The sequence below is a fragment of the Bosea sp. 29B genome (genome assembly GCF_902506165.1).
Lineage (GTDB): Bacteria > Pseudomonadota > Alphaproteobacteria > Rhizobiales > Beijerinckiaceae > Allobosea.
This window is the reverse complement of record NZ_LR733817.1, coordinates 4,473,597-4,490,682: the sequence shown is the minus strand read 5'-3', so window position 1 is coordinate 4,490,682 and position 17,086 is coordinate 4,473,597. Positions and strand designations below refer to the sequence as shown.

17 protein-coding genes are annotated in these 17,086 nt (G+C 66.2%); 2 read left to right on the top strand and 15 right to left on the bottom strand.

The features are described 5' to 3' along the window. Positions 1 to 90: 90 nt before the first annotated feature. The 5 genes from GV161_RS21895 to yajC form a co-directional block, all read right to left on the bottom strand. The gene (locus tag GV161_RS21895; RefSeq protein ID WP_152014278.1) at positions 91 to 972 is read right to left on the bottom strand and encodes a phytoene/squalene synthase family protein; all 882 of its coding nucleotides are present in this window, start codon (positions 970 to 972) and stop codon (positions 91 to 93) included. Between the two features lie 109 nt (positions 973 to 1,081). Then, a complete protein-coding gene (locus GV161_RS21890) occupies positions 1,082 to 1,465 on the bottom strand; it encodes an MTH938/NDUFAF3 family protein (RefSeq protein ID WP_152014277.1) in 384 nt (127 codons plus the stop codon). A gap of 4 nt (positions 1,466 to 1,469) precedes the next feature. Further along, a complete protein-coding gene (secF, locus tag GV161_RS21885; RefSeq protein WP_152014276.1) occupies positions 1,470 to 2,411 on the bottom strand; it encodes a protein translocase subunit SecF in 942 nt (313 codons plus the stop codon). Between the two features lie 26 nt (positions 2,412 to 2,437). Beyond that, a complete protein-coding gene (gene secD, locus GV161_RS21880; protein ID WP_152014275.1) occupies positions 2,438 to 4,048 on the bottom strand; it encodes a protein translocase subunit SecD in 1,611 nt (536 codons plus the stop codon). A gap of 53 nt (positions 4,049 to 4,101) precedes the next feature. Beyond that, positions 4,102 to 4,371, bottom strand: a complete 270-nt coding sequence (yajC, locus tag GV161_RS21875; RefSeq protein WP_091830596.1) for a preprotein translocase subunit YajC — start codon at positions 4,369 to 4,371, stop codon at positions 4,102 to 4,104. Between the two features lie 288 nt (positions 4,372 to 4,659). On the opposite strand from yajC, the gene GV161_RS21870 reads away from it, so the two are divergent. After that, positions 4,660 to 5,538 carry an ATP-binding protein gene (locus GV161_RS21870; protein WP_152014274.1) on the top strand — a complete coding sequence of 293 codons (879 nt, stop codon included), beginning with the start codon at positions 4,660 to 4,662 and terminating at the stop codon, positions 5,536 to 5,538. 206 nt (positions 5,539 to 5,744) lie between these two features. Here the strand turns inward: GV161_RS21870 and GV161_RS21865 are convergent, their stop codons facing one another. The 10 genes from GV161_RS21865 to yidD form a co-directional block, all read right to left on the bottom strand. Beyond that, positions 5,745 to 7,106 carry a LysM peptidoglycan-binding domain-containing M23 family metallopeptidase gene (locus tag GV161_RS21865; RefSeq protein WP_152014273.1) on the bottom strand — a complete coding sequence of 454 codons (1,362 nt, stop codon included), beginning with the start codon at positions 7,104 to 7,106 and terminating at the stop codon, positions 5,745 to 5,747. A 259-nt stretch (positions 7,107 to 7,365) separates the two neighbouring features. After that, positions 7,366 to 8,025 (bottom strand): protein-L-isoaspartate O-methyltransferase, encoded by a 660-nt coding sequence (locus GV161_RS21860; protein ID WP_152014272.1) that lies wholly within the window; start codon positions 8,023 to 8,025, stop codon positions 7,366 to 7,368. An 11-nt stretch (positions 8,026 to 8,036) separates the two neighbouring features. Next, positions 8,037 to 8,798 carry a 5'/3'-nucleotidase SurE gene (gene surE, locus GV161_RS21855; protein ID WP_152014271.1) on the bottom strand — a complete coding sequence of 254 codons (762 nt, stop codon included), beginning with the start codon at positions 8,796 to 8,798 and terminating at the stop codon, positions 8,037 to 8,039. Between the two features lie 4 nt (positions 8,799 to 8,802). After that, the gene (gene serS / locus GV161_RS21850; protein WP_152014270.1) at positions 8,803 to 10,353 is read right to left on the bottom strand and encodes a serine--tRNA ligase; all 1,551 of its coding nucleotides are present in this window, start codon (positions 10,351 to 10,353) and stop codon (positions 8,803 to 8,805) included. Positions 10,354 to 10,443: 90 nt separating this feature from the next. After that, positions 10,444 to 11,067, bottom strand: coding sequence for a GDYXXLXY domain-containing protein (locus GV161_RS21845; protein WP_159650352.1), 624 nt, complete (start codon positions 11,065 to 11,067; stop codon positions 10,444 to 10,446). Then, positions 11,064 to 12,353: a DUF2157 domain-containing protein gene (locus GV161_RS21840; RefSeq protein WP_159650351.1), complete on the bottom strand. Its 1,290-nt coding sequence runs from the start codon at positions 12,351 to 12,353 to the stop codon at positions 11,064 to 11,066. The genes GV161_RS21845 and GV161_RS21840 overlap by 4 nt, the downstream gene beginning before the upstream one ends. Before the next feature lie 100 nt (positions 12,354 to 12,453). Continuing rightward, positions 12,454 to 12,954, bottom strand: coding sequence for a hypothetical protein (locus GV161_RS21835; protein ID WP_152014267.1), 501 nt, complete (start codon positions 12,952 to 12,954; stop codon positions 12,454 to 12,456). A gap of 41 nt (positions 12,955 to 12,995) precedes the next feature. Beyond that, positions 12,996 to 13,415 carry a hypothetical protein gene (locus GV161_RS21830; RefSeq protein ID WP_152014266.1) on the bottom strand — a complete coding sequence of 140 codons (420 nt, stop codon included), beginning with the start codon at positions 13,413 to 13,415 and terminating at the stop codon, positions 12,996 to 12,998. Positions 13,416 to 13,603: 188 nt separating this feature from the next. Then, positions 13,604 to 15,604, bottom strand: coding sequence for a threonine--tRNA ligase (thrS, locus tag GV161_RS21825; protein WP_152014265.1), 2,001 nt, complete (start codon positions 15,602 to 15,604; stop codon positions 13,604 to 13,606). A gap of 284 nt (positions 15,605 to 15,888) precedes the next feature. After that, positions 15,889 to 16,224, bottom strand: a complete 336-nt coding sequence (gene yidD / locus GV161_RS21820) for a membrane protein insertion efficiency factor YidD (protein WP_152014264.1) — start codon at positions 16,222 to 16,224, stop codon at positions 15,889 to 15,891. Positions 16,225 to 16,352: 128 nt separating this feature from the next. Here yidD and GV161_RS21815 point away from each other — a divergent pair, with 128 nt between their 5' ends. Further along, positions 16,353 to 17,084 (top strand): phosphatase PAP2 family protein, encoded by a 732-nt coding sequence (locus GV161_RS21815; protein ID WP_159650350.1) that lies wholly within the window; start codon positions 16,353 to 16,355, stop codon positions 17,082 to 17,084. Positions 17,085 to 17,086 lie beyond the last annotated feature (2 nt).

Here is a 17,086-nt window from a genome sequence, read left to right as displayed (position 1 = left end):
CCGAGAATCTCCTGACGAGAAGGCACCGATAGGAGCCTCTTCCGGCCTGAGATGCTCGGGTCAAGCCCGAGCAAGACGCTCTTCAGCTCCCTAAGCCCGCGCCGCGCGCCACAGCGTCCATTGCCGCTTGAGCGGCGAGAGGCCGATGATGCTGCGATAGGGATCGTAGCTGCGCCGCTCCATCCGCTTGAGATAGGGCTCGACCAATGCGACGGGCAGGAACGCCGGCCTGATCGCCGCCGGCACCGTGGCGCCAAGATCGTTGAGCTTGCGCAGATGGATGCGCGCCAGCGCCCGCATCTCCTTCAGCGAATAGGTCAGGCCCGGTCCGCCGCGGCCGCGCACTATGTCCTCGCGGGTGACGCCGTTGCGTCCAAGCAGATCGGCCGGGAGATAGACCTGTCCGCGCGCCGCATGCCAGGGGAAGGCCCTCATCAGCCCGCAGAGCGCATAGGCGACCCCGGCATGGCCGGCAGCCGTCGCGCCGCCGGGATCGCGGCCTTGGCCCAGCACGAGGGAAGCAAGTCGGATCAGCGCACTCGAGGTCTCGCCGGCATAGCCTTCGAGGTCCGAGAGCGCGGGCATCGGATCGTCATAGAGATCGAAGACGCGCGCCTCGACCAAGCCCGAAAGCGGGGCGATCGGCAGGCGGAAGCGCCTGACGGTATCGAGCAGCGCCTGGGCGACCGGATGGCCCGACACGGGCGCATCCGAGCCGGCCTCGAGCACATCGCGCCACCATTGCAGGCGAACCTCGCCCGGCAACGGCTCGCTGACCTGCTCGCGCACGCGGGCGATCTCGTGGCTGAAGGCATAGAGCGCGAAGAGGCCGGGCCGCAGCGCCTCGGGCGCATAGAGCGAGGCGATATAGCGGTCGGGATCGTGCTCGCGCACCAGCGCCAGGCAATGGCCATAGGCCTGGGAGAGCGGGGCCGGCGCAGTGCCGGCACGGTCCTCGGTTCTCGTGGTCATGCGCCCTCCCCGCTCCCGCCGTCACGCGGGTCGAAGCAGCGGCAGTCTAGGCTCAGGCAACGGCCTTGGCTACGCGGGAGCGACATGGCTGGTTGGATTTGATCGCCGACTAGTCGACCGCAATCAGCGCTGCGGCAACGCGCCGCTCCTCGCCAACGAGGACGTTGTAGGTGCGTGCCGCGGCCGGCGTCGCCATCGCCTCGACGGTGATGCCGACGGCTTTGAACGGATCCCGCAGCGAGGCTGGAAGGAAAGCGATCTCGCTGCCGATGCCAAGGATCAGGAAGTCGATCGTCCCGGCCTCGTCGAGAACCGGCTGCAGGCTCTCCAGCGTCACCTGCGCGAAGGATGTGACCGGCCAGATCCGGATGCCGGACGGCGTCGCCAGGATCGAGCCGCGATGGCTCATCCCCGCGAAGCGGAAGCCGCCCGCGCCGAAGGCGTCGAGCTGGAAGCGTCCGGGGACGAAGCCGTCGAAGCGACGCTCTGCCAAGCCCTCAGACCCGTGCCTTGGCTTCGGCCAGTTCCTCGCTCTGGTCGAGGCGGCCGGCGCGGACGTCGAGATAGAGCAGCACCGGCGTCGAGACGAACATCGCAGAATAAGTGCAGACCATGACGCCAAACAGCATGACCAGCGCGAAGCCCTCGATCGCCGTGCCACCGAAGAAGACCAGCGCGATCAGCGCGAGGATGGTGGTGGTCGAGGTGATCGCGGTGCGCGACAGGGTCGAGTTGACCGAGAGGTCGAGCAGCTCCGGGATCGGCATGGTCTTGTAGCGGCGCAGCAATTCGCGCGTCCGGTCGAACACCACGACGGTCTCGTTCAGCGAATAGCCGACGATGGTCAGGATCGCCGCGATCGAGGTCAGGTTGAATTCGAGCTGCGTGATCAGGAAGAAGCCGAGCGTCAGCACGATATCGTGCATGGTGCCGACGATCGCGCCGATCGCGAGCTGCATCTCGAAGCGGAACCAGAGATAGACCAGCACGCCCATGATCGCGAGCACGACGCCGAGCGTGCCGGCCTGGACCAGCTCACCCGAGACACGCGGACCGACAGTCTCGACCCGGCGGAACTCGTAGGCTTCGGCGAATGCCGCCCGTGCCTTGGTCACCACGGCCTGCTGCGCGACTTCGCCGCCCGGCTGGAGCGCAAAGCGCATGGAGAGGTCGCCGGCATTGCCGAACTCCTGGACCTCGACCTCGCCGAAGCCGAAGCTATTGGCGGTCTGGCGGACCTGGGCGATGTCAGGCTTGCCGCTCTTGGCCTGCATTTCCATCAGCGTGCCGCCGCGGAAATCGATGCCGAAATTGAGCCCGACCGTCAGGAACAGCGCCAAGACCAGCACCGAATAGGCCGCCGAGAACGGATAGGCGAGACGGCGCCAGTGAACGATGCGGAACTTGGTGTTGTCGGGAACGATGCGAAGCAGGCGCATGGTCTGTTATCTCCTGGCCTGCGGCGTCAGAACGGAAGGGCCTTCGGCCGCGCCCAGCGATACCAGAGCGCAATCAACATGCGCGTCAGCGTCACCGCGGTGATGACCGTGGTCAGGATGCCCAGGATGAAGACGACGGCGAAGCCGCGTACCGGGCCGGAGCCGAGCGCGAACAGCGCGACCGCCGCGATCAGCATGGTGACGTTGGAATCGATGATCGTGGCGAAGGCGCGTGTGAAGCCCGCCTCGAGGGCAGAAACCAATGATCTGCCGAGATGCGATTCCTCGCGCATGCGTTCGTAGATCAGCACGTTCGAATCGACCGCCGTGCCGATGGTGAGCACGATGCCGGCGATGCCCGGCAGGGTCATCGTGGCGCCGAGCAGCGACATCAGCCCGAGGATCAGGCAGACGTGCACCAGCAGCGCGATGCTGGCGATGATGCCGAACAGCCCGTAATTGCCGATCATGTAGAGGATGACCAGCACGGTCGCGATGATCGTCGCCATCTTGCCGGCCTGGATCGAATCCTGGCCGAGGCCGGGGCCGACGGTGCGTTCCTCGACGATCGTCATCTTCGCCGGCAGCGCGCCGGCGCGCAGCAGGATGGCGAGGTTGTTGACCGCCTCGACCGTGAAGTTGCCGGAAATCTGGCCGGAGCCGCCGGTGATCGGCGACTGGATCACCGGGGCCGAGATCACCTTGTTGTCGAGCACGATGGCGAGTTGGCGGCCGAGATTCTCGGTGGTCGCCTGGCCGAAGCGCTGGGCGCCGCGAATGTTGAAGCGGAAATTGACGATCGGCTGGCTCGAGCGCTGGTCGAACGCCGGCTGAGCGTCGATCAGGTCCTCGCCCTCGACGATGACCTGGCGGCTGATCGGGATCGGCTGGCCGCCCTGATCCTGCGAGGGCAGCATGTCGACATCGCTGGCATTCGCATCCGCGACCATGCGGAACTGCAGCTTGGCGGTCTCGCCGAGGATCTGCTTCAGGCGCTGCGGATCCTGCAGGCCCGGCACCTGGACCAGGATGCGGTCGAGGCCCTGGCGCTGGATGTTCGGCTCGGTGGTGCCGAGCGCGTCGACGCGGCGGCGCAGCACTTCCATCGCCTGCTCGACGGCGCGGCGGATACGCTCGTTCGCACCGGCTTCGGTGACGCTGAGCTGGATCAGGCCGTCGGGATTTTCGGTGAGCTCGATCGACTGGTTGCCGGAGGGTCCGAAGGCGCCGAAGGTACCGATCGGCTGGGCGAGCTCGCGCAGCTTCGGCATCAGCTTGGCGCGGTCGCCCGCCTCCGGGACACGCAGCTGCACGCCGCGCGGGGTCAGGCCGATGCCGCCCTGCAGGCCGACACGCTCCTCGCGCAGGATGCGGCGAACGTCGTCGCGGAGTTGGGTGACCTGGCTGCGGATCAGGTCGGCGCGGTCGATCTCGAGCAGGACGTGCGAGCCGCCCTGCAGATCGAGGCCGAGCGTCATCGCATGGATCGGCAGCAGGAAGCGCGGAATCCAGGCCGGAGCGCCTTGCTCGATCGCCTTGCGGGTCTCGGGCGAGAACAGGTTCGGCACGGCGAGCCCGCAGCCGAAGACCAGCACGAGCAGAACGAGAATGACCTTGCGGGCCTGGAGACGAAGCATCTGTATGAACAGCCTTGTTGGCGGGCGCGGCGTCTAGCCGCGCCTCACGGCCTTCAGCTCTTGACCGGCTCGCCCTTGGCGCGCACGTCCGAAACCATGCCCTTGAGGATGCGCACGCGCACGCCATCGGCGATCTCGGCCTCGAGCTCGGCGTCGTCGATCACCTTCGAGACCTTGGCGATGATGCCACCCGAGGTGACGATCGTGTCGCCGCGGCGCACGTTCTTGATCATCTCCTGATGCGATTTCACCCGCTTCTGCTGCGGCCTGATGATCAGGAACCACATGATGATGAAGATCAGGACGAACGGAACCAGCGACATCAGGACGTCGTTGGTGCCGCCGCCTCCAAAGCCCTGGGCAAAAGCGGGGGTGATCACGGGAAGGCTCCTTCACGTCGCCGCCGATTGACGGCCGGCCGGCGCGGGGTTGCAAAATCGCGCGGACTATAGCCAGCGATGTCATGAAATCAATCGAAAGCGACCGGTCTTGCGACCGTTCTCCCAGCTAAGCGCTCCCTGCCCTGCGCGCAATGGCCTTGCCTTCACGAGCACAGCGGAGCTATGAGCGTACCGTACCGTTCGGTACGCCATATTAGCGGACCCGCTGCGATGACCGACACCGCCCCCGACCAGACGCTCGCCACCCTGCTGCGCATCGCCGACGCGCTGGAGCGCCTCGCACCGCCCGCCAAGCGCAAGCCCGATCTCTCCGCCGCCGACGCCTTCGTCTGGCATGCTGCCGGCCACGAGCTTGCGCCGGTCGCCAAGGTCAACCGCGTCGCGCTGTCGCTGCTGCGCGGCGTCGACAGGGTGCGCGACACGCTGGCCGAGAACACCGAACGCTTCGCCCGCGGCCTGCCGGCCAACAACGTCCTGCTCTGGGGCGCGCGCGGCATGGGTAAATCGTCGCTGGTCAAAGCTGTGCATGCCGATACCAACCAGCGCCTGCCGGCGGGCGCGCTGCCCCTCAAGCTGATCGAGATCCATCGCGAGGATATCGAGAGCCTGCCCGCCCTGATGGGGCTGCTCAAGGCTGATCCGCACCCTGTCATCGTCTTCTGCGACGATCTTTCCTTCGACGGCCAGGACACCTCCTACAAGTCGCTGAAGGCAGCGCTCGACGGCGGCGTCGAAGGCCGGCCCGACAACGTCGTGTTCTACGCCACCTCGAATCGCCGGCACCTGTTGCCGCGCGACATGATGGACAACGAACGCTCGACGGCGATCAATCCGGGCGAGGCGATCGAGGAAAAGGTCTCGCTCTCGGACCGGTTTGGCCTCTGGCTCGGCTTTCACAAATGCAGCCAGGACGAATACCTGGCGATGATCGACGGCTATGTCGGCCATTTCGGGCTGACGATCGAACCTGAGCAACTGCGCCGAGAGGCACTCGAATGGGCGACGACGCGCGGCTCGCGCTCCGGGCGCACGGCCTGGCAGTACATCCAGGATCTGGCCGGGCGACTGGAGACGAAGCTGGAGGGGTGAAAGGGCGCCGTCATGGTTGGGCTTGTCCCGACCATCCACGCCTTTGTTCTTCGAGATTGGTGTTCAAGACGTGGATGCTCGCCACAAGGGCGAGCATGACGGGCAGAGCGCTTCAAAAAAGCAAAACGGGGCGGCCTTTCCTGGGACCGCCCCGCCTGGTTTCGACCGGTGGGGTCTCGCGATTGCCGGTCGAAGTCTGACCGGAATCAGTTGCTGCTGAGATAGGGCATCGGATCGACCGGGGTCGAACCCTTGCGCAGCTCGAAGTGCAACTGCGGCGAGTTGACGTTGCCGGACTGGCCCGACTTGGCGACGACCTGGCCGCGCTTGACCTGCTCGCCGCGCTTGACGCTGAGCTCGCCGTTGTGGGCGTAGGCCGAGACGTAGCCGTTCGGATGGCGGATCAGCACGAGATTGCCGTAGCCCTTGAGCTCGCTGCCGGCATAGGCGACGACACCGCCCTCGGCTGCCTTGACCGGCGTGCCTTCCGGAACCGCGATGTTGATGCCCTCATTGCCGCCCTTGCCGGCATAGCCGGTGATGACGCGGCCACGGGCCGGCCAGCGGAATTCGGCGCCGGACGAAGCGGATTCCTCGGCCTTGGGCAGGCTCGCTGTGGTCTGCGGCTCGGCGGCCTTCGGCTCCGGAGCGACCGCCTTCGGCTGCACGGCGACCTTGTCGGCCGGCGCGCTGGCGACAACCGGAGCGGCAGCCTTTGGCTTGGCCGGCTGAGCGACGGGAGCCGGGGCCGGCAGCGCCGCAGTCTTGGTCTCGTTGCCGGCCTTGGCGGCGGCCTTGGCCTTGGCCTCGGCGGCGAAGCGGGCTCGGGCCTCGCCCATGCGCTTGGCGTCGGCAGCAGCCTTGTCCTTGGCCTCGGCGGCAGCCTGCGCCTTCGCCTGGGCAGCCTGTGCCCGGGCATCGACGGCCGCGACCTTCGGGGCGGCCGCGGACACCGCCGGCGCGGAGGCAACCGGACGCGACACCGGCGGCGGCGCAGAGCGCGGCTGCTCGAAACGGTTGTCGCTCGGCGCCGGCTGGCGTGCAGCGGTCTGCGAACCGCCGCCGTTATAGACGGGAACGACGATGCGCGAACCCGGCGTGACCTCGCCGGAAAGGCCATTGGCCTGCATCAGCGCGGAACGCGGCACGCCGTAGCGACCCGAGATCACGTCGAGCGTTTCGCCATGAGCGACGACGATCGGGGTGCCGCCCTGGGCGCTCCAGCCGGCGGCCGAACCCGGCGCGCTCGGAGCGGGGGCGGACTGCGGCGCAGCACGAGACGCGACGGAAGCGGTCGGCGGCGCCAAGGGCTGGCTGCGCACGCTCGGATTGCCGGCGGCGGAGGCCGTCTCGTAGGACTGACTCGGACCGTTGCGGCCGATTGAGCCCGTTGTCGCCGGATCGCGCTGCGAAGCGGGAGCCTGAGCGGTTTTAAAGGGACTGCTGAAGGGCGCTTCGGTGAAGCGCAACGTGTCCGAGGAGCAAGCGCCCAGACCGGCTGCAAGGGCGCAGACCGACACGGCGCGAACCACGGATTTCGACACGGCCAGCTCGACTTGCTTACGCATGGACTCTGCACTCGCGAACGACGCAACTCTACGGTCCGCATTAAAGAGCCGGTTAGGTTAAGAAGGCGTTTCGCTACTGACAGGTCAGATGAATTTCTGAGGGTTGTCGCAATCTTCCTGACGGGATGGGGCCCCGTCATGGTCGGGTTTGTCCCGATCATCCACGCCTTCCGTGGCCGAGGGCTGTGTTCAAGACGTGGATGCTCGCCACAAGGGCGAGCATGACGGGCTGGGTTCGCGTGGTCGTCGCGACGAACGCCTACAATGCCTGCGACAATCCCGGAGCGAGCGGCGGGATACGCGTGATCGCACCGAGTGCGTGATCGAAGCCGTCCTCGCTGCGGGTGACGACGACGAGCCGCCCTGCCCCCTCGACACGCAGCGCCCCGACCAGGCGCCCGCCGATCTCCAGCCGAGCGAGCAGCGCCTCGGGCACGGCCTGCATCACGCCGTTGACCAGGATGCGCTCGAAGCGACCGAGCGTGCGATCGGGCTGCAAGCCGTCGGCATGGCGCAGCTCGACCAGTTGTGCGAAGCCACCGCCGGCGAGGCGCTCATGCGCGGCGAGCGCGAGCGTGCGATAGCGCTCCAGCGAGACGATCCTGCTGCCCATCGCCGCGAGCAGCGCCGCGACATAGCCGGAACCGGAGCCGACCTCGAGCACCCGGCAATCCGGCTTCATCTCGAGCGCGCCGACCAGCGCCGCGACCGTGTGCGGCGCCGTCATGGTCTGGCCGCAGGGAAGCGGCACCGAGACGTCCTGGCGGGCGAGATCGGCGAAGCGCGAGGGCGCGAAATGCTCGCGCGGCACGCGCTCCATCGCCCGGAGCAATGCGAGGTCGCGCACGCCGCGCGCGCGCAGCGACAACAGGAAAGCGACCGTACGCTCGCTCTCGCTGCTGGCGCCTTCCTCGGTCATCCCTGCCGCTTTCAGGCGAAGAGCTGCGCGAAGCGCGTCATCGTCGGCTCGTGTGTCAGGTCGAGCTCGAGCGGCGTCACCGAGATCTTTTTCTCCGCGAGGGCACGCAGGTCGGTGCCATTGGCCGGCTCGTGCTTGCCGCGCTGGAAGGCGATCCAGTAATAGGGATTGCCGCGCCCGTCGCGCCGCGGCTCCAGCCGCATCAGCTCCTGGTCGCGCCGCCCCTGCGCCGTCACCGCGACGCCCGCGACCTCACTGGGAGCCACGTTCGGGAAGTTGAGGTTGAACAGGATGCCGTCGGGAATTCCCTCCTCCAGCAGCCGGCGGATGATGCCGGGCGCATGCTGCAGGGCGCAGTCCCAGATGATTTTGGTGCGGTCGCCCGCCATATAGGCCTGGCTCACCGCAATCGAGGGGATGCCTAGCAGCGTGCCTTCCATGGCGGCGGCGATGGTGCCGGAATAGGTGACGTCCTCGGCGACGTTCTGGCCGCGATTGACGCCGGAGAGCACCAGATCGGGCTTCATCTCGGCCATGACCGAGCGCACCGCCATGATCACGCAATCGGTCGGCGTGCCCTGCACCGCAAAGCGCTTCTCCTCGATCTGGCGCAGGCGCAGCGGGTTCGACAGCGACAGCGAATGTGCCACGCCCGACTGGTCGGTCTCGGGCGCGACGACCCAGACATCGTCGGAGAGCTGCGCGGCGATCTGCTCGAGGATGGCAAGGCCCTCGGCATGGATGCCGTCGTCATTGGTCACCAGGATGCGCATGGGCTCAGGCCGCCTTCTCGATGCGGGTGACCCCGCGCATATAGGGAACCAGCACCTCCGGCACCGTGATCGAGCCGTCGGCGTTCTGGTAGTTCTCCATCACCGCGATCAAGGCGCGGCCGACCGCCGTGCCCGAGCCGTTGAGGGTGTGGACGAAGAACGGGCCCTTGCCGTCCTTGGTCTTGTAGCGGGCGTTCATGCGCCGCGCCTGGAAATCGCCGCAGACCGAGCAGGACGAGATCTCGCGATAGGTCTTCTGGCCGGGCAGCCAGACCTCGATGTCGTAGGTCTTCTGCGAGGCGAAGCCCATGTCGCCGGTGCACAGCGTCATCACGCGATAATGCAAATCGAGCTTCTTCAGCACGTTCTCGGCGCAAGACAGCATGCGCTCATGCTCCTCGCGCGACTTCTCCGGCGCGGTGATCGAGACGAGCTCGACCTTCTCGAATTGGTGCTGGCGCAGCATGCCGCGGGTGTCGCGGCCAGCCGAGCCGGCCTCCGCCCGGAAGCAGGGGGTGAGCGCTGTGAAGCGGCGCGGCAGCTCCTCTTCGGAGAGGATGGATTCGCGCACGAGATTGGTCAGTGGCACCTCGGCGGTCGGGATGAGCCAATAACTCTCAGGCAGGGCCGGCTTAGCGACTTCCTTCTTCTGTAATCTGGCGATGGCTCGATTGAGCGACGACGAAATTGCATCGCTCGAATAGCCAAGCTTTTTCATCGTGTCGCTCAATTTCCCCATCGAATCGAGGAAATCGTCGATCTTCACCTGCTCGCTGCCACCCAATTCCCCCACTATCGAATCTTCGATCTCGCTAACCACGCGGGAGCGCTCGCTTTGGACCAGGCTGTCCAGCGAACCGGTCCTAGTGACGCGAAATTGATCGTAATCGAACTTGGGTAACTGAGCCGTCCCGAACATCACCTCATCGCGCACCATCAGCGGCGGGTTGACCTCGGTATAGCCGTGCTCCTCGACATGGGTGTCGAGCATGAACTGGCCGATGGCGCGCGACAGCCTGGCGATCTGGCGCTCCAGCACGACGAAGCGCGAACCGGAGAGCTTCGCCGCCGTCTCGAAGTCCATCTGGCCGAGCGCCTCGCCGAGCTCGAAGTGCTCCTTCGGCTGATTGACACCGACCAAGCGCTTCCCGGCCTCCTCCGGCTTCACGCCATGGCGGCTGTATTCGACATTGCCATGCTCGTCGGCGCCTTCGGGGACATCGTCGAAAGGCTTGTTCGGGATCGCGGCAAGCTGGGCGTTCAGCGTCTCGACCGCGGCCTTCTCCTCCGCCTCCAGAGCCGGCACCTGCTCCTTCAGCGCGGCGACCTCGGCCTTGAGCTGGTCGGCGAGCGCGAGGTCCTTCTGGCCCATCGCCTTGCCGATCTCCTTGGAGAGGGCGTTGCGTCGCTCCTGCGCGGCCTGCGACTTGCCGATGGCGGCGCGGCGCTGATCATCGAGCGCCAGCAGCGACGACGACAGTTTCTCAAGCCCGCGCCGTTGCAAGCCCCGATCGAACGCCTCAGCGTTCTCGCGAATCCATCTGATGTCGTACATCGCTCAAGCCGATCCGTTGTGGAATCGGCTGATCCTCTAGACCGGGACGGGCGGCGTGGGAACTGCCTGCGTCGCCATAATGGCCCAGCGCTAGTAAGGCGGCTCCTGATGGACGAGCTTGCCGTCGATCAGCAGGCGCTTGATCGCCGCCTGCCCGGAGCTCGACACGGCGGCGACGATCTCCAGCCGCTTGCGCTCGGTCGTCTCGATGGCGCGGCCGGTGCCTTCAGGCACGAAATAGCTCTCGAGCCCGTAGGTGACGCGGATGGCACGGCGGCCGGCATTGCAATCGGGATCGCCATCGGCATTGGCGACGCAGGCGCCGGCCGAGGCGACCTTGCCCTCGATCACGGTCTCGCCGGCGCCGGCGGCCGGACGGGCGAGATAGACGCCCTTCGCCTCGGCCAACCCGTCGGCACCTGGCGCGACGCGGACGAAGACCGTCTGGTTGCGTTCGAAGCTCTTGTCGCCATCGAGCTTGGAGAGATCGAGCGTGCTGATCTTGTAGCCGAGGATGACATAATCGCCGCGGAACAGGTCGCGCGGATCGACCGGCGCCGTCGCCAGCCGGATCTCGGTGCCTGAGCGCAGGATGCCGGCGCGCGACTCGACCAGGGCGAGGATCAGCCCGCAGAGCAGGATGATGGCGGCAAGCCCGCGCCAGAGCGGAGAGACGCGGCCGATGAAGGCATCGGCGGAGGGCAAGCGGATCACGGCGCGGCCTCCGCCGGCTTGCTGAATTTGGCGAGGAGCCGGCGCATCCCGCTGGCGATCGCGATGAGGGCCGCGCCGCCGACCAGGAAGAACAGCGACTGATCGAGCAAGGTGCCGATGGTCTGCCAGAGCAGGGTCACGATCGCGATGGCGAAAAGCAGCGAGCCGGCGACGCTGAGCCGGCGCACGCCGCCACCGGCACCAGCAACGACGATGCCGATCGCGATCGAGAGGATCAGCGCCGCCACGACGATCTTGCCGGCCATGCTGACCGCGCCGCCGCTCCAGAACAGCACCGGTACCAGCAGCGACATGACGAGTGCCGCCGCCAGCGGCCAGGCGAAGCGGCGCTCGCGCGCCAGCAGGCCGAGGCCGACTACCGCCGGCAGCGCCAGCGCATAGGCGAAATAGTTCAGCGAGTGAGCCGTGCCGGCGCGTGCCTCGCTCGGTTCGAGGATGCGGATCAGCTCGACATTGAGCGACAGGATCAGGCCGATCAGCCCCCAGGGCAGGAAGGCGGTGAGCAGGCCCGGCCCGCCCCGGTCGAGCGCCAGCGCGCCGAGCGCGACGAACAGCGCGGAAACCGCGAGGCCATAGGCAAGCAGGCCGTAGTCGAAGCGCAGGAAGGCCGGCTGGCCCGGCAGCGTCGCGAACCAGCCGAGCAGCGCCAGCGCCGCGACATGGTGGACGAGGCGGTTGTGCCGGGTCGCGGCCAGCCAGAGCGCCGGCAGGAAAGGCAGCCAGAACAGCAGGTGCGCCCTGCCCTCGCCTTCATCCCAGCGGCCGCCGGCCCAGCAGCCGATCCCAACGATCGCGATGATGAGCGCGCCGTTCGAGCGCAGCAGGAAGGCGACGATCAGCGCGCCCAGCGCAACCAGCAGCGCGCCGCCCGGCCAGTCGGTCGGCAGATGATACATCTGGCCGACAAGGGCGACGCCGGCGGCGAAGATCAGCGTGCCGCAGGTCGCGGCGGCATCGGCGCCGCCGGTCGAGCCACGGCTCTGCAGCCGAGCCGAGACGCCGAGCGCACCGGCGAGGCCGAGCAGGATCATCACGAGCTTCGCAACGCGGGGGATTTCCTCCCAGTTCGCCGCGACGAAGGCAGAGACGCTGGAGGCGATCAACAGGCCGCCGAACAGGCCGATCAGGGCCGGCAGCTTGAAGCCGCCGCCCTCCTGCGCCAGCGAACGGCGGATGGTGGCGGCGCTCTCAGGGGCGATCAGCCCCTCGCCCACCCAGCGACCCAGATCGGCTTCAAGCCGTTTGCGATAGGAACCCGTCAGCATGCGGGCCATTTGGCATGGGCTGACGGGTTTTGGCGAGCCGTTCGTGGTGTGGCTTGGTGAAGTTCAGCAGGCGACGCTTTAAATGCAATTCGTCCCGCGGTCAGATAAAATAGAAATCGATCCCACCGATGGTCGCGTGCTTTTTGAAGCTGCCGCCTGGAGACGAGGCGCCGCCCGTTCTCCACCCCGCCAGAATGCCCGTCGAAGGTTCAGCAATCATCATCGAACTGGTTGCAATCGCGATAGCCGCCTCAACGAAATCGGCAAATTCTTGCGCGCGGCGATCCTTATTGTTATTGGCGATATCAAGCATCTTTTGCAATCGAGTACTTATACTCGCATCATAGATGGGATACTTCTCAAATCCTGCGAACTGCCCCTTTGCCTTGATAATATCGGTAATGCTCGTCGCGCCGGGAGCGCCGAATTGAGCAGGTCTATTGCTCAAGCGATTGTTGAGAACGCGATCCATATGCTTCATCGCGTTCTCGGATTCACTGAAAACATAGCTTGAGAATGCTGGTCCGCGTGCTTCGGCGAGAAGCAACCGAACCTCAGCTCCCGCATCCGTGTTGCGGGCTGGTAAAGCAAGCTTGGTCATCGAAACAGCCCCAGGTTGCAAGGGGCATCATAGAAGCGGTTTCAGCGTTGTATAGTCATGCGCTGCCCTCTGGCCTCGCAATCACCGGTGAGATCAGCGACCCATTTGCGAGTTACGCGATAGGTGCTGCCTTTCAGGGCCTGCTCGTCAGCGACCACATCCTTTCTCAGATCGATCACACGGCGCGAAAACGTTAGGTCATCCGAGCCTGGCTCTAGCAGAATGACCTGTCGCGCCGCGCGCCAGATCACCCACGCGGCCCGGCTGTTGTCTCCTGCGACGAAGCCGATCACGCAGATCTCGCTTCTTTTCGCTTTGCTCTTCTCAAGGACATAACGGCGCACGATATCGCGGTAGGAAGCGAATTGGGCATCGCCGCCGATCTCGAAGAAAGTGGATTCTGCTCGGGCAACGCCGCCCAGGCCGTAGAGGATCGAGGCAATGCAGCTCAGGGTCTTCAAGCGCCTCACGGTCGGCTCCCCGCAAACTCAGCTCCGAGCACCGGCGAGGCCATCGTCGCGATGATCATGATTGATCCCACGTTACCCGACGGAACACTGCTTGGCCTCCGGCGCAAGAAGCGTCCGAGGCCAAACAACATTCTCTCGCATGTGCCGGCGGCATTCAATCGCCGGCACGCAGTCTCGCGCTAGATGGCCGCCCTGGCCTTCCGCTTCCGGGCGAGATCGGGCGGCGTCGCCTCCTCGACCAGCGCCGCGACAACGGCGTCGAGGCTCATCACCGTCTGGGCCTGGCTGCCGAGGCGCCGCACGGTCACGGTCTTCTCCTCGGCCTCGCGCTTGCCGACGGCGAGGATGACCGGGACCTTGGCCAGCGAGTGCTCGCGCACCTTGTAGCTGATCTTCTCGTTGCGCAGGTCGGCGCGGGCACGCAGACCGGCCGAGAGCAGCGCCATGGTGACCTCCTCACCATAGGCATCCGCCTCCGAGGTGATCGGCGCGACGACGATCTGCTCGGGCGCCAGCCAGAGCGGAAAATGCCCGGCATGGTGCTCGATCAGGATGCCGACGAAGCGCTCCAGCGAGCCGCAAATGGCGCGATGGACCATGACCGGCTGCTTCTTCTCGCCGTCCGAGCCGATATAGAAGGCGCCGAAGCGCTCCGGCAGGTTGAAGTCGACCTGCGTCGTGCCGCATTGCCAGTCGCGGCCGATGGCGTCGCGCAGCACATACTCGAACTTCGGCCCGTAGAAAGCGCCCTCGCCCGGATTGATCTCGGTCTTGATCCGGTTGCCGGACTGTTTGGCGATCGTCTCCAGCACCCTGGTCATGACGTCCTCGGCATGGTCCCAGACCGCGTCGGAGCCGACGCGCTTCTCCGGCCGCGTCGAGAGCTTGATCACGAGCTCCTCGGTGAAGCCGAAATCCTCGTAGACCGAGAGGATCAGGTCGTTGATCTTCATGCACTCGGCCGCGAGCTGCTCCTCGGTGCAGAAGATGTGCGCGTCGTCCTGGGTGAAGCCGCGCACCCGCATCAGCCCGTGCAGCGCGCCGGAAGGCTCGTAGCGGTGGACGTTGCCGAATTCGGCGAGCCGGATCGGCAGGTCGCGATAGCTCTTCAGGCCGTGTTTGAAGATCTGGACATGGCCCGGGCAATTCATCGGCTTCAGCGCGAAGACCTTCTGGTCGCGCGTCGGATCGTTCGGATTCTCGAAAGCCGAGGCCGACTTCACCGCGAACATGTTGTCCTGGTACCAGCCCCAGTGGCCCGAGGTCTCCCAGAGCGACTTGTCGAGCACCTGCGGGGCGTTGACCTCCTCATAGTCGGCGGCCAGCCGCCGGCGCATATAGGTCAGCACCTCCTGGAACAGCCGCCAGCCCTTGGAGTGCCAAAAGACGACGCCCGGCCCCTCCTCCTGGAAGTGGAACAGGTCCATCTCGCGGCCGATCCGGCGATGGTCGCGCTTCTCGGCTTCCTCGATCTGCTTGAGATGGGCGTCGAGCTCCTCCTGCCGGGCGAAGGCGGTGCCATAGATGCGCGTCAGCATCGGGTTCTTGCTGTCGCCACGCCAATAGGCGCCGGCCACCTTCATCAGCTTGAAGGCGTTGCCGACCTTGCCGACCGAGGTCATGTGCGGGCCGCGGCAGAGGTCGATCCAGTCGCCCTGCGCATACATCTTCAGCGTCTGGTCTTCCGGGATCGCGTCGACCAGCTCGACCTTGAAGGCCTCGCCCTTGTCCCTGAAGAACGCCTTGGCCTTGTCGCGGCTCCAGACCTCCTTGGTGAAGGGTTTGTCGCGCGCGACGATCTCGCGCATCTTCTTCTCGATCGGCGCGAAATCCTCCGGCGAGAACGGCTCGTTGCGGAAGAAATCGTAGAAGAAGCCGTTCTCGATGACCGGGCCGATCGTCACCTGCGTGCCGGGGTAGAGTTCCTGGACCGCTTCGGCGAGAACGTGAGCGCAGTCGTGCCGGATCAATTCCAGCGCGCGCGGATCCTCGCGGTTGAGGAACTCGATCTTCGCATCGGCGGTGATCGGATCGGCGAGGTCGACGACCACGCCGTCGAGCGCCATCGCAACCGTACGCTTCAGGAGAGAGGGCGAAATGCCACCGGCAAGCTCCTTGCCGGTGATGCCGGAAGGAAATTCGCGCTGCGCGCCATCGGGAAATGTCAGGGAGATCGTCATCGATCGACTCCTGCTCACTCGGGGATACAAGCCCCGTAAGCCAAGGCCGGCTGCTTTGAGGGGCGCGGCCGGCAGCCGGATCGGCGCGCGCCCGGCGGGCCTATACGAGCAGGACGGTACAGGCAATCGCCGTTTCGCCTCGATGACCTCGCGTTCTACTTTCAGATCGTGTCATCCCGGGCGACCGCAGGGAGACCCGGGATCCATTCCGGAACCTCTATCGGAAAGGCTCCGGAATGGATCCCGGATCTCCGCTTCGCTCCGTCCGGGATGACCCGCGCCGCTTACGAGGAGGTATCGGCTCGCTCCGCTGGCTCGTCCAGTTCGACCGGCGGCGCGTTGACCCCACGCCAGCGGCCATAGGCCCAGGGCTTGTACCAGGCTCCCTCCGGCGGCAGCTCCTCGCAGACAATGTCGATCCCCGACGTGCCGAGCGGCGTGCAGCGGCAGATGCGCGCGAAGCCGACCCAGCCGCCGGCCCAGAGGCCGTGCCGCTGGATCGCCTCGTCGGTATATTCCGAGCAGGACGGCCAGTGCCGGCATTGCCGGCCGATCAGCAGGGACAGGCTGAGCTGGTAGCCGCGGATCAGCAGATGCGCGCCCCGGCGCGGCAGGCGCATAAATGCCCGTCGCCATGAAAGGCTTTTTTCAGCATGTTTAGGCAAGTATGACTCGGCTGAACCCTGCCGACTCCCTCCAGCCGAACTTCCATCGCCCCTCTTCGATCCCGCCTTCCCAGATCCTGGTCATGATGCGCGCACGCTTCCTTGCCTCCGCCACCGCCCTCTGCGGGCCGCTGCTCGCTCTCGCCCTGGCTACGCCCGCGGCGGCACAGCAGCGAGCCTATCTGATCTGGCTCGACGCCGCCAAAATCGACGTCACCAAGGTGATGGGCCTGCCCCCGGCACAGAACTCGCCGGAGCATCGCGCCGAGTTCGAGAAGGTGCTCGCCCTCTCCTCGGCCCGCACGCCGGAGCGCGAGAAGCAGGCTATCGCCGACCAGTACCAGACGTTCAATGCCTTCCTGAAAGGCATGGACCACAACTATATCGACGGCACCCATCGCGAAACGCGGCTGCTGATGCGCGAGGCGCAGGTCGAGCTCGCCATCCTCCTGAAGAGCGTCAACCGCCTGACCAGCCGCATCCGGCCGTTCCAGATGTGGAACAAGGTCAGGGTCAAGCCCTGCCCCGGCGGACGGCCGGAAGGAACCTCCTTCCCCTCGGCACATGCCGCGACCGCGGCGCTCTATGCCACGCTGCTCTCGGACGCTGTCCCCGAGCTCGCCGACAAGTTCGAGGAGCGGGTGAAAAGCTATGACGAAAGCCGTCTCATCTGCGGCTTCCACTATCCCACCGACCTGGAAGCCGGCGACAAGATCGGCCGCGTCGTCGCCAAGGCGCTGCTGGCAGAGAAGGCCTTCAAGGTCCGCTATGACGAGACGAAGCCGGAAATCCGCCAGGCGTTCGGGCTGAAATAACC

What these genes read in the sequence shown, in the direction of transcription:
- secF (WP_152014276.1), bottom strand. Translation starts at nt 2,411, where the DNA reads ATGCGCCTGCTTCGCATCGTTCCCGACAACACCAAGTTCCGCATCGTT.
- secD (WP_152014275.1), bottom strand. Translation starts at nt 4,048, where the DNA reads ATGCTTCGTCTCCAGGCCCGCAAGGTCATTCTCGTTCTGCTCGTGCTG.
- yajC (WP_091830596.1), bottom strand. Translation starts at nt 4,371, where the DNA reads ATGTCGCTGGTTCCGTTCGTCCTGATCTTCATCATCATGTGGTTCCTG.
- serS (WP_152014270.1), bottom strand. Translation starts at nt 10,353, where the DNA reads ATGTACGACATCAGATGGATTCGCGAGAACGCTGAGGCGTTCGATCGG.
- GV161_RS21835 (WP_152014267.1), bottom strand. Translation starts at nt 12,954, where the DNA reads ATGACCAAGCTTGCTTTACCAGCCCGCAACACGGATGCGGGAGCTGAG.
- GV161_RS21840 (WP_159650351.1), bottom strand. Translation starts at nt 12,353, where the DNA reads ATGCTGACGGGTTCCTATCGCAAACGGCTTGAAGCCGATCTGGGTCGC.
- GV161_RS21865 (WP_152014273.1), bottom strand. Translation starts at nt 7,106, where the DNA reads ATGCGTAAGCAAGTCGAGCTGGCCGTGTCGAAATCCGTGGTTCGCGCC.
- thrS (WP_152014265.1), bottom strand. Translation starts at nt 15,604, where the DNA reads ATGACGATCTCCCTGACATTTCCCGATGGCGCGCAGCGCGAATTTCCT.
- GV161_RS21815 (WP_159650350.1), top strand. Translation starts at nt 16,353, where the DNA reads ATGATGCGCGCACGCTTCCTTGCCTCCGCCACCGCCCTCTGCGGGCCG.
- GV161_RS21870 (WP_152014274.1), top strand. Translation starts at nt 4,660, where the DNA reads ATGACCGACACCGCCCCCGACCAGACGCTCGCCACCCTGCTGCGCATC.
- GV161_RS21895 (WP_152014278.1), bottom strand. Translation starts at nt 972, where the DNA reads ATGACCACGAGAACCGAGGACCGTGCCGGCACTGCGCCGGCCCCGCTC.
- GV161_RS21860 (WP_152014272.1), bottom strand. Translation starts at nt 8,025, where the DNA reads ATGACCGAGGAAGGCGCCAGCAGCGAGAGCGAGCGTACGGTCGCTTTC.
- yidD (WP_152014264.1), bottom strand. Translation starts at nt 16,224, where the DNA reads ATGCGCCTGCCGCGCCGGGGCGCGCATCTGCTGATCCGCGGCTACCAG.
- surE (WP_152014271.1), bottom strand. Translation starts at nt 8,798, where the DNA reads ATGCGCATCCTGGTGACCAATGACGACGGCATCCATGCCGAGGGCCTT.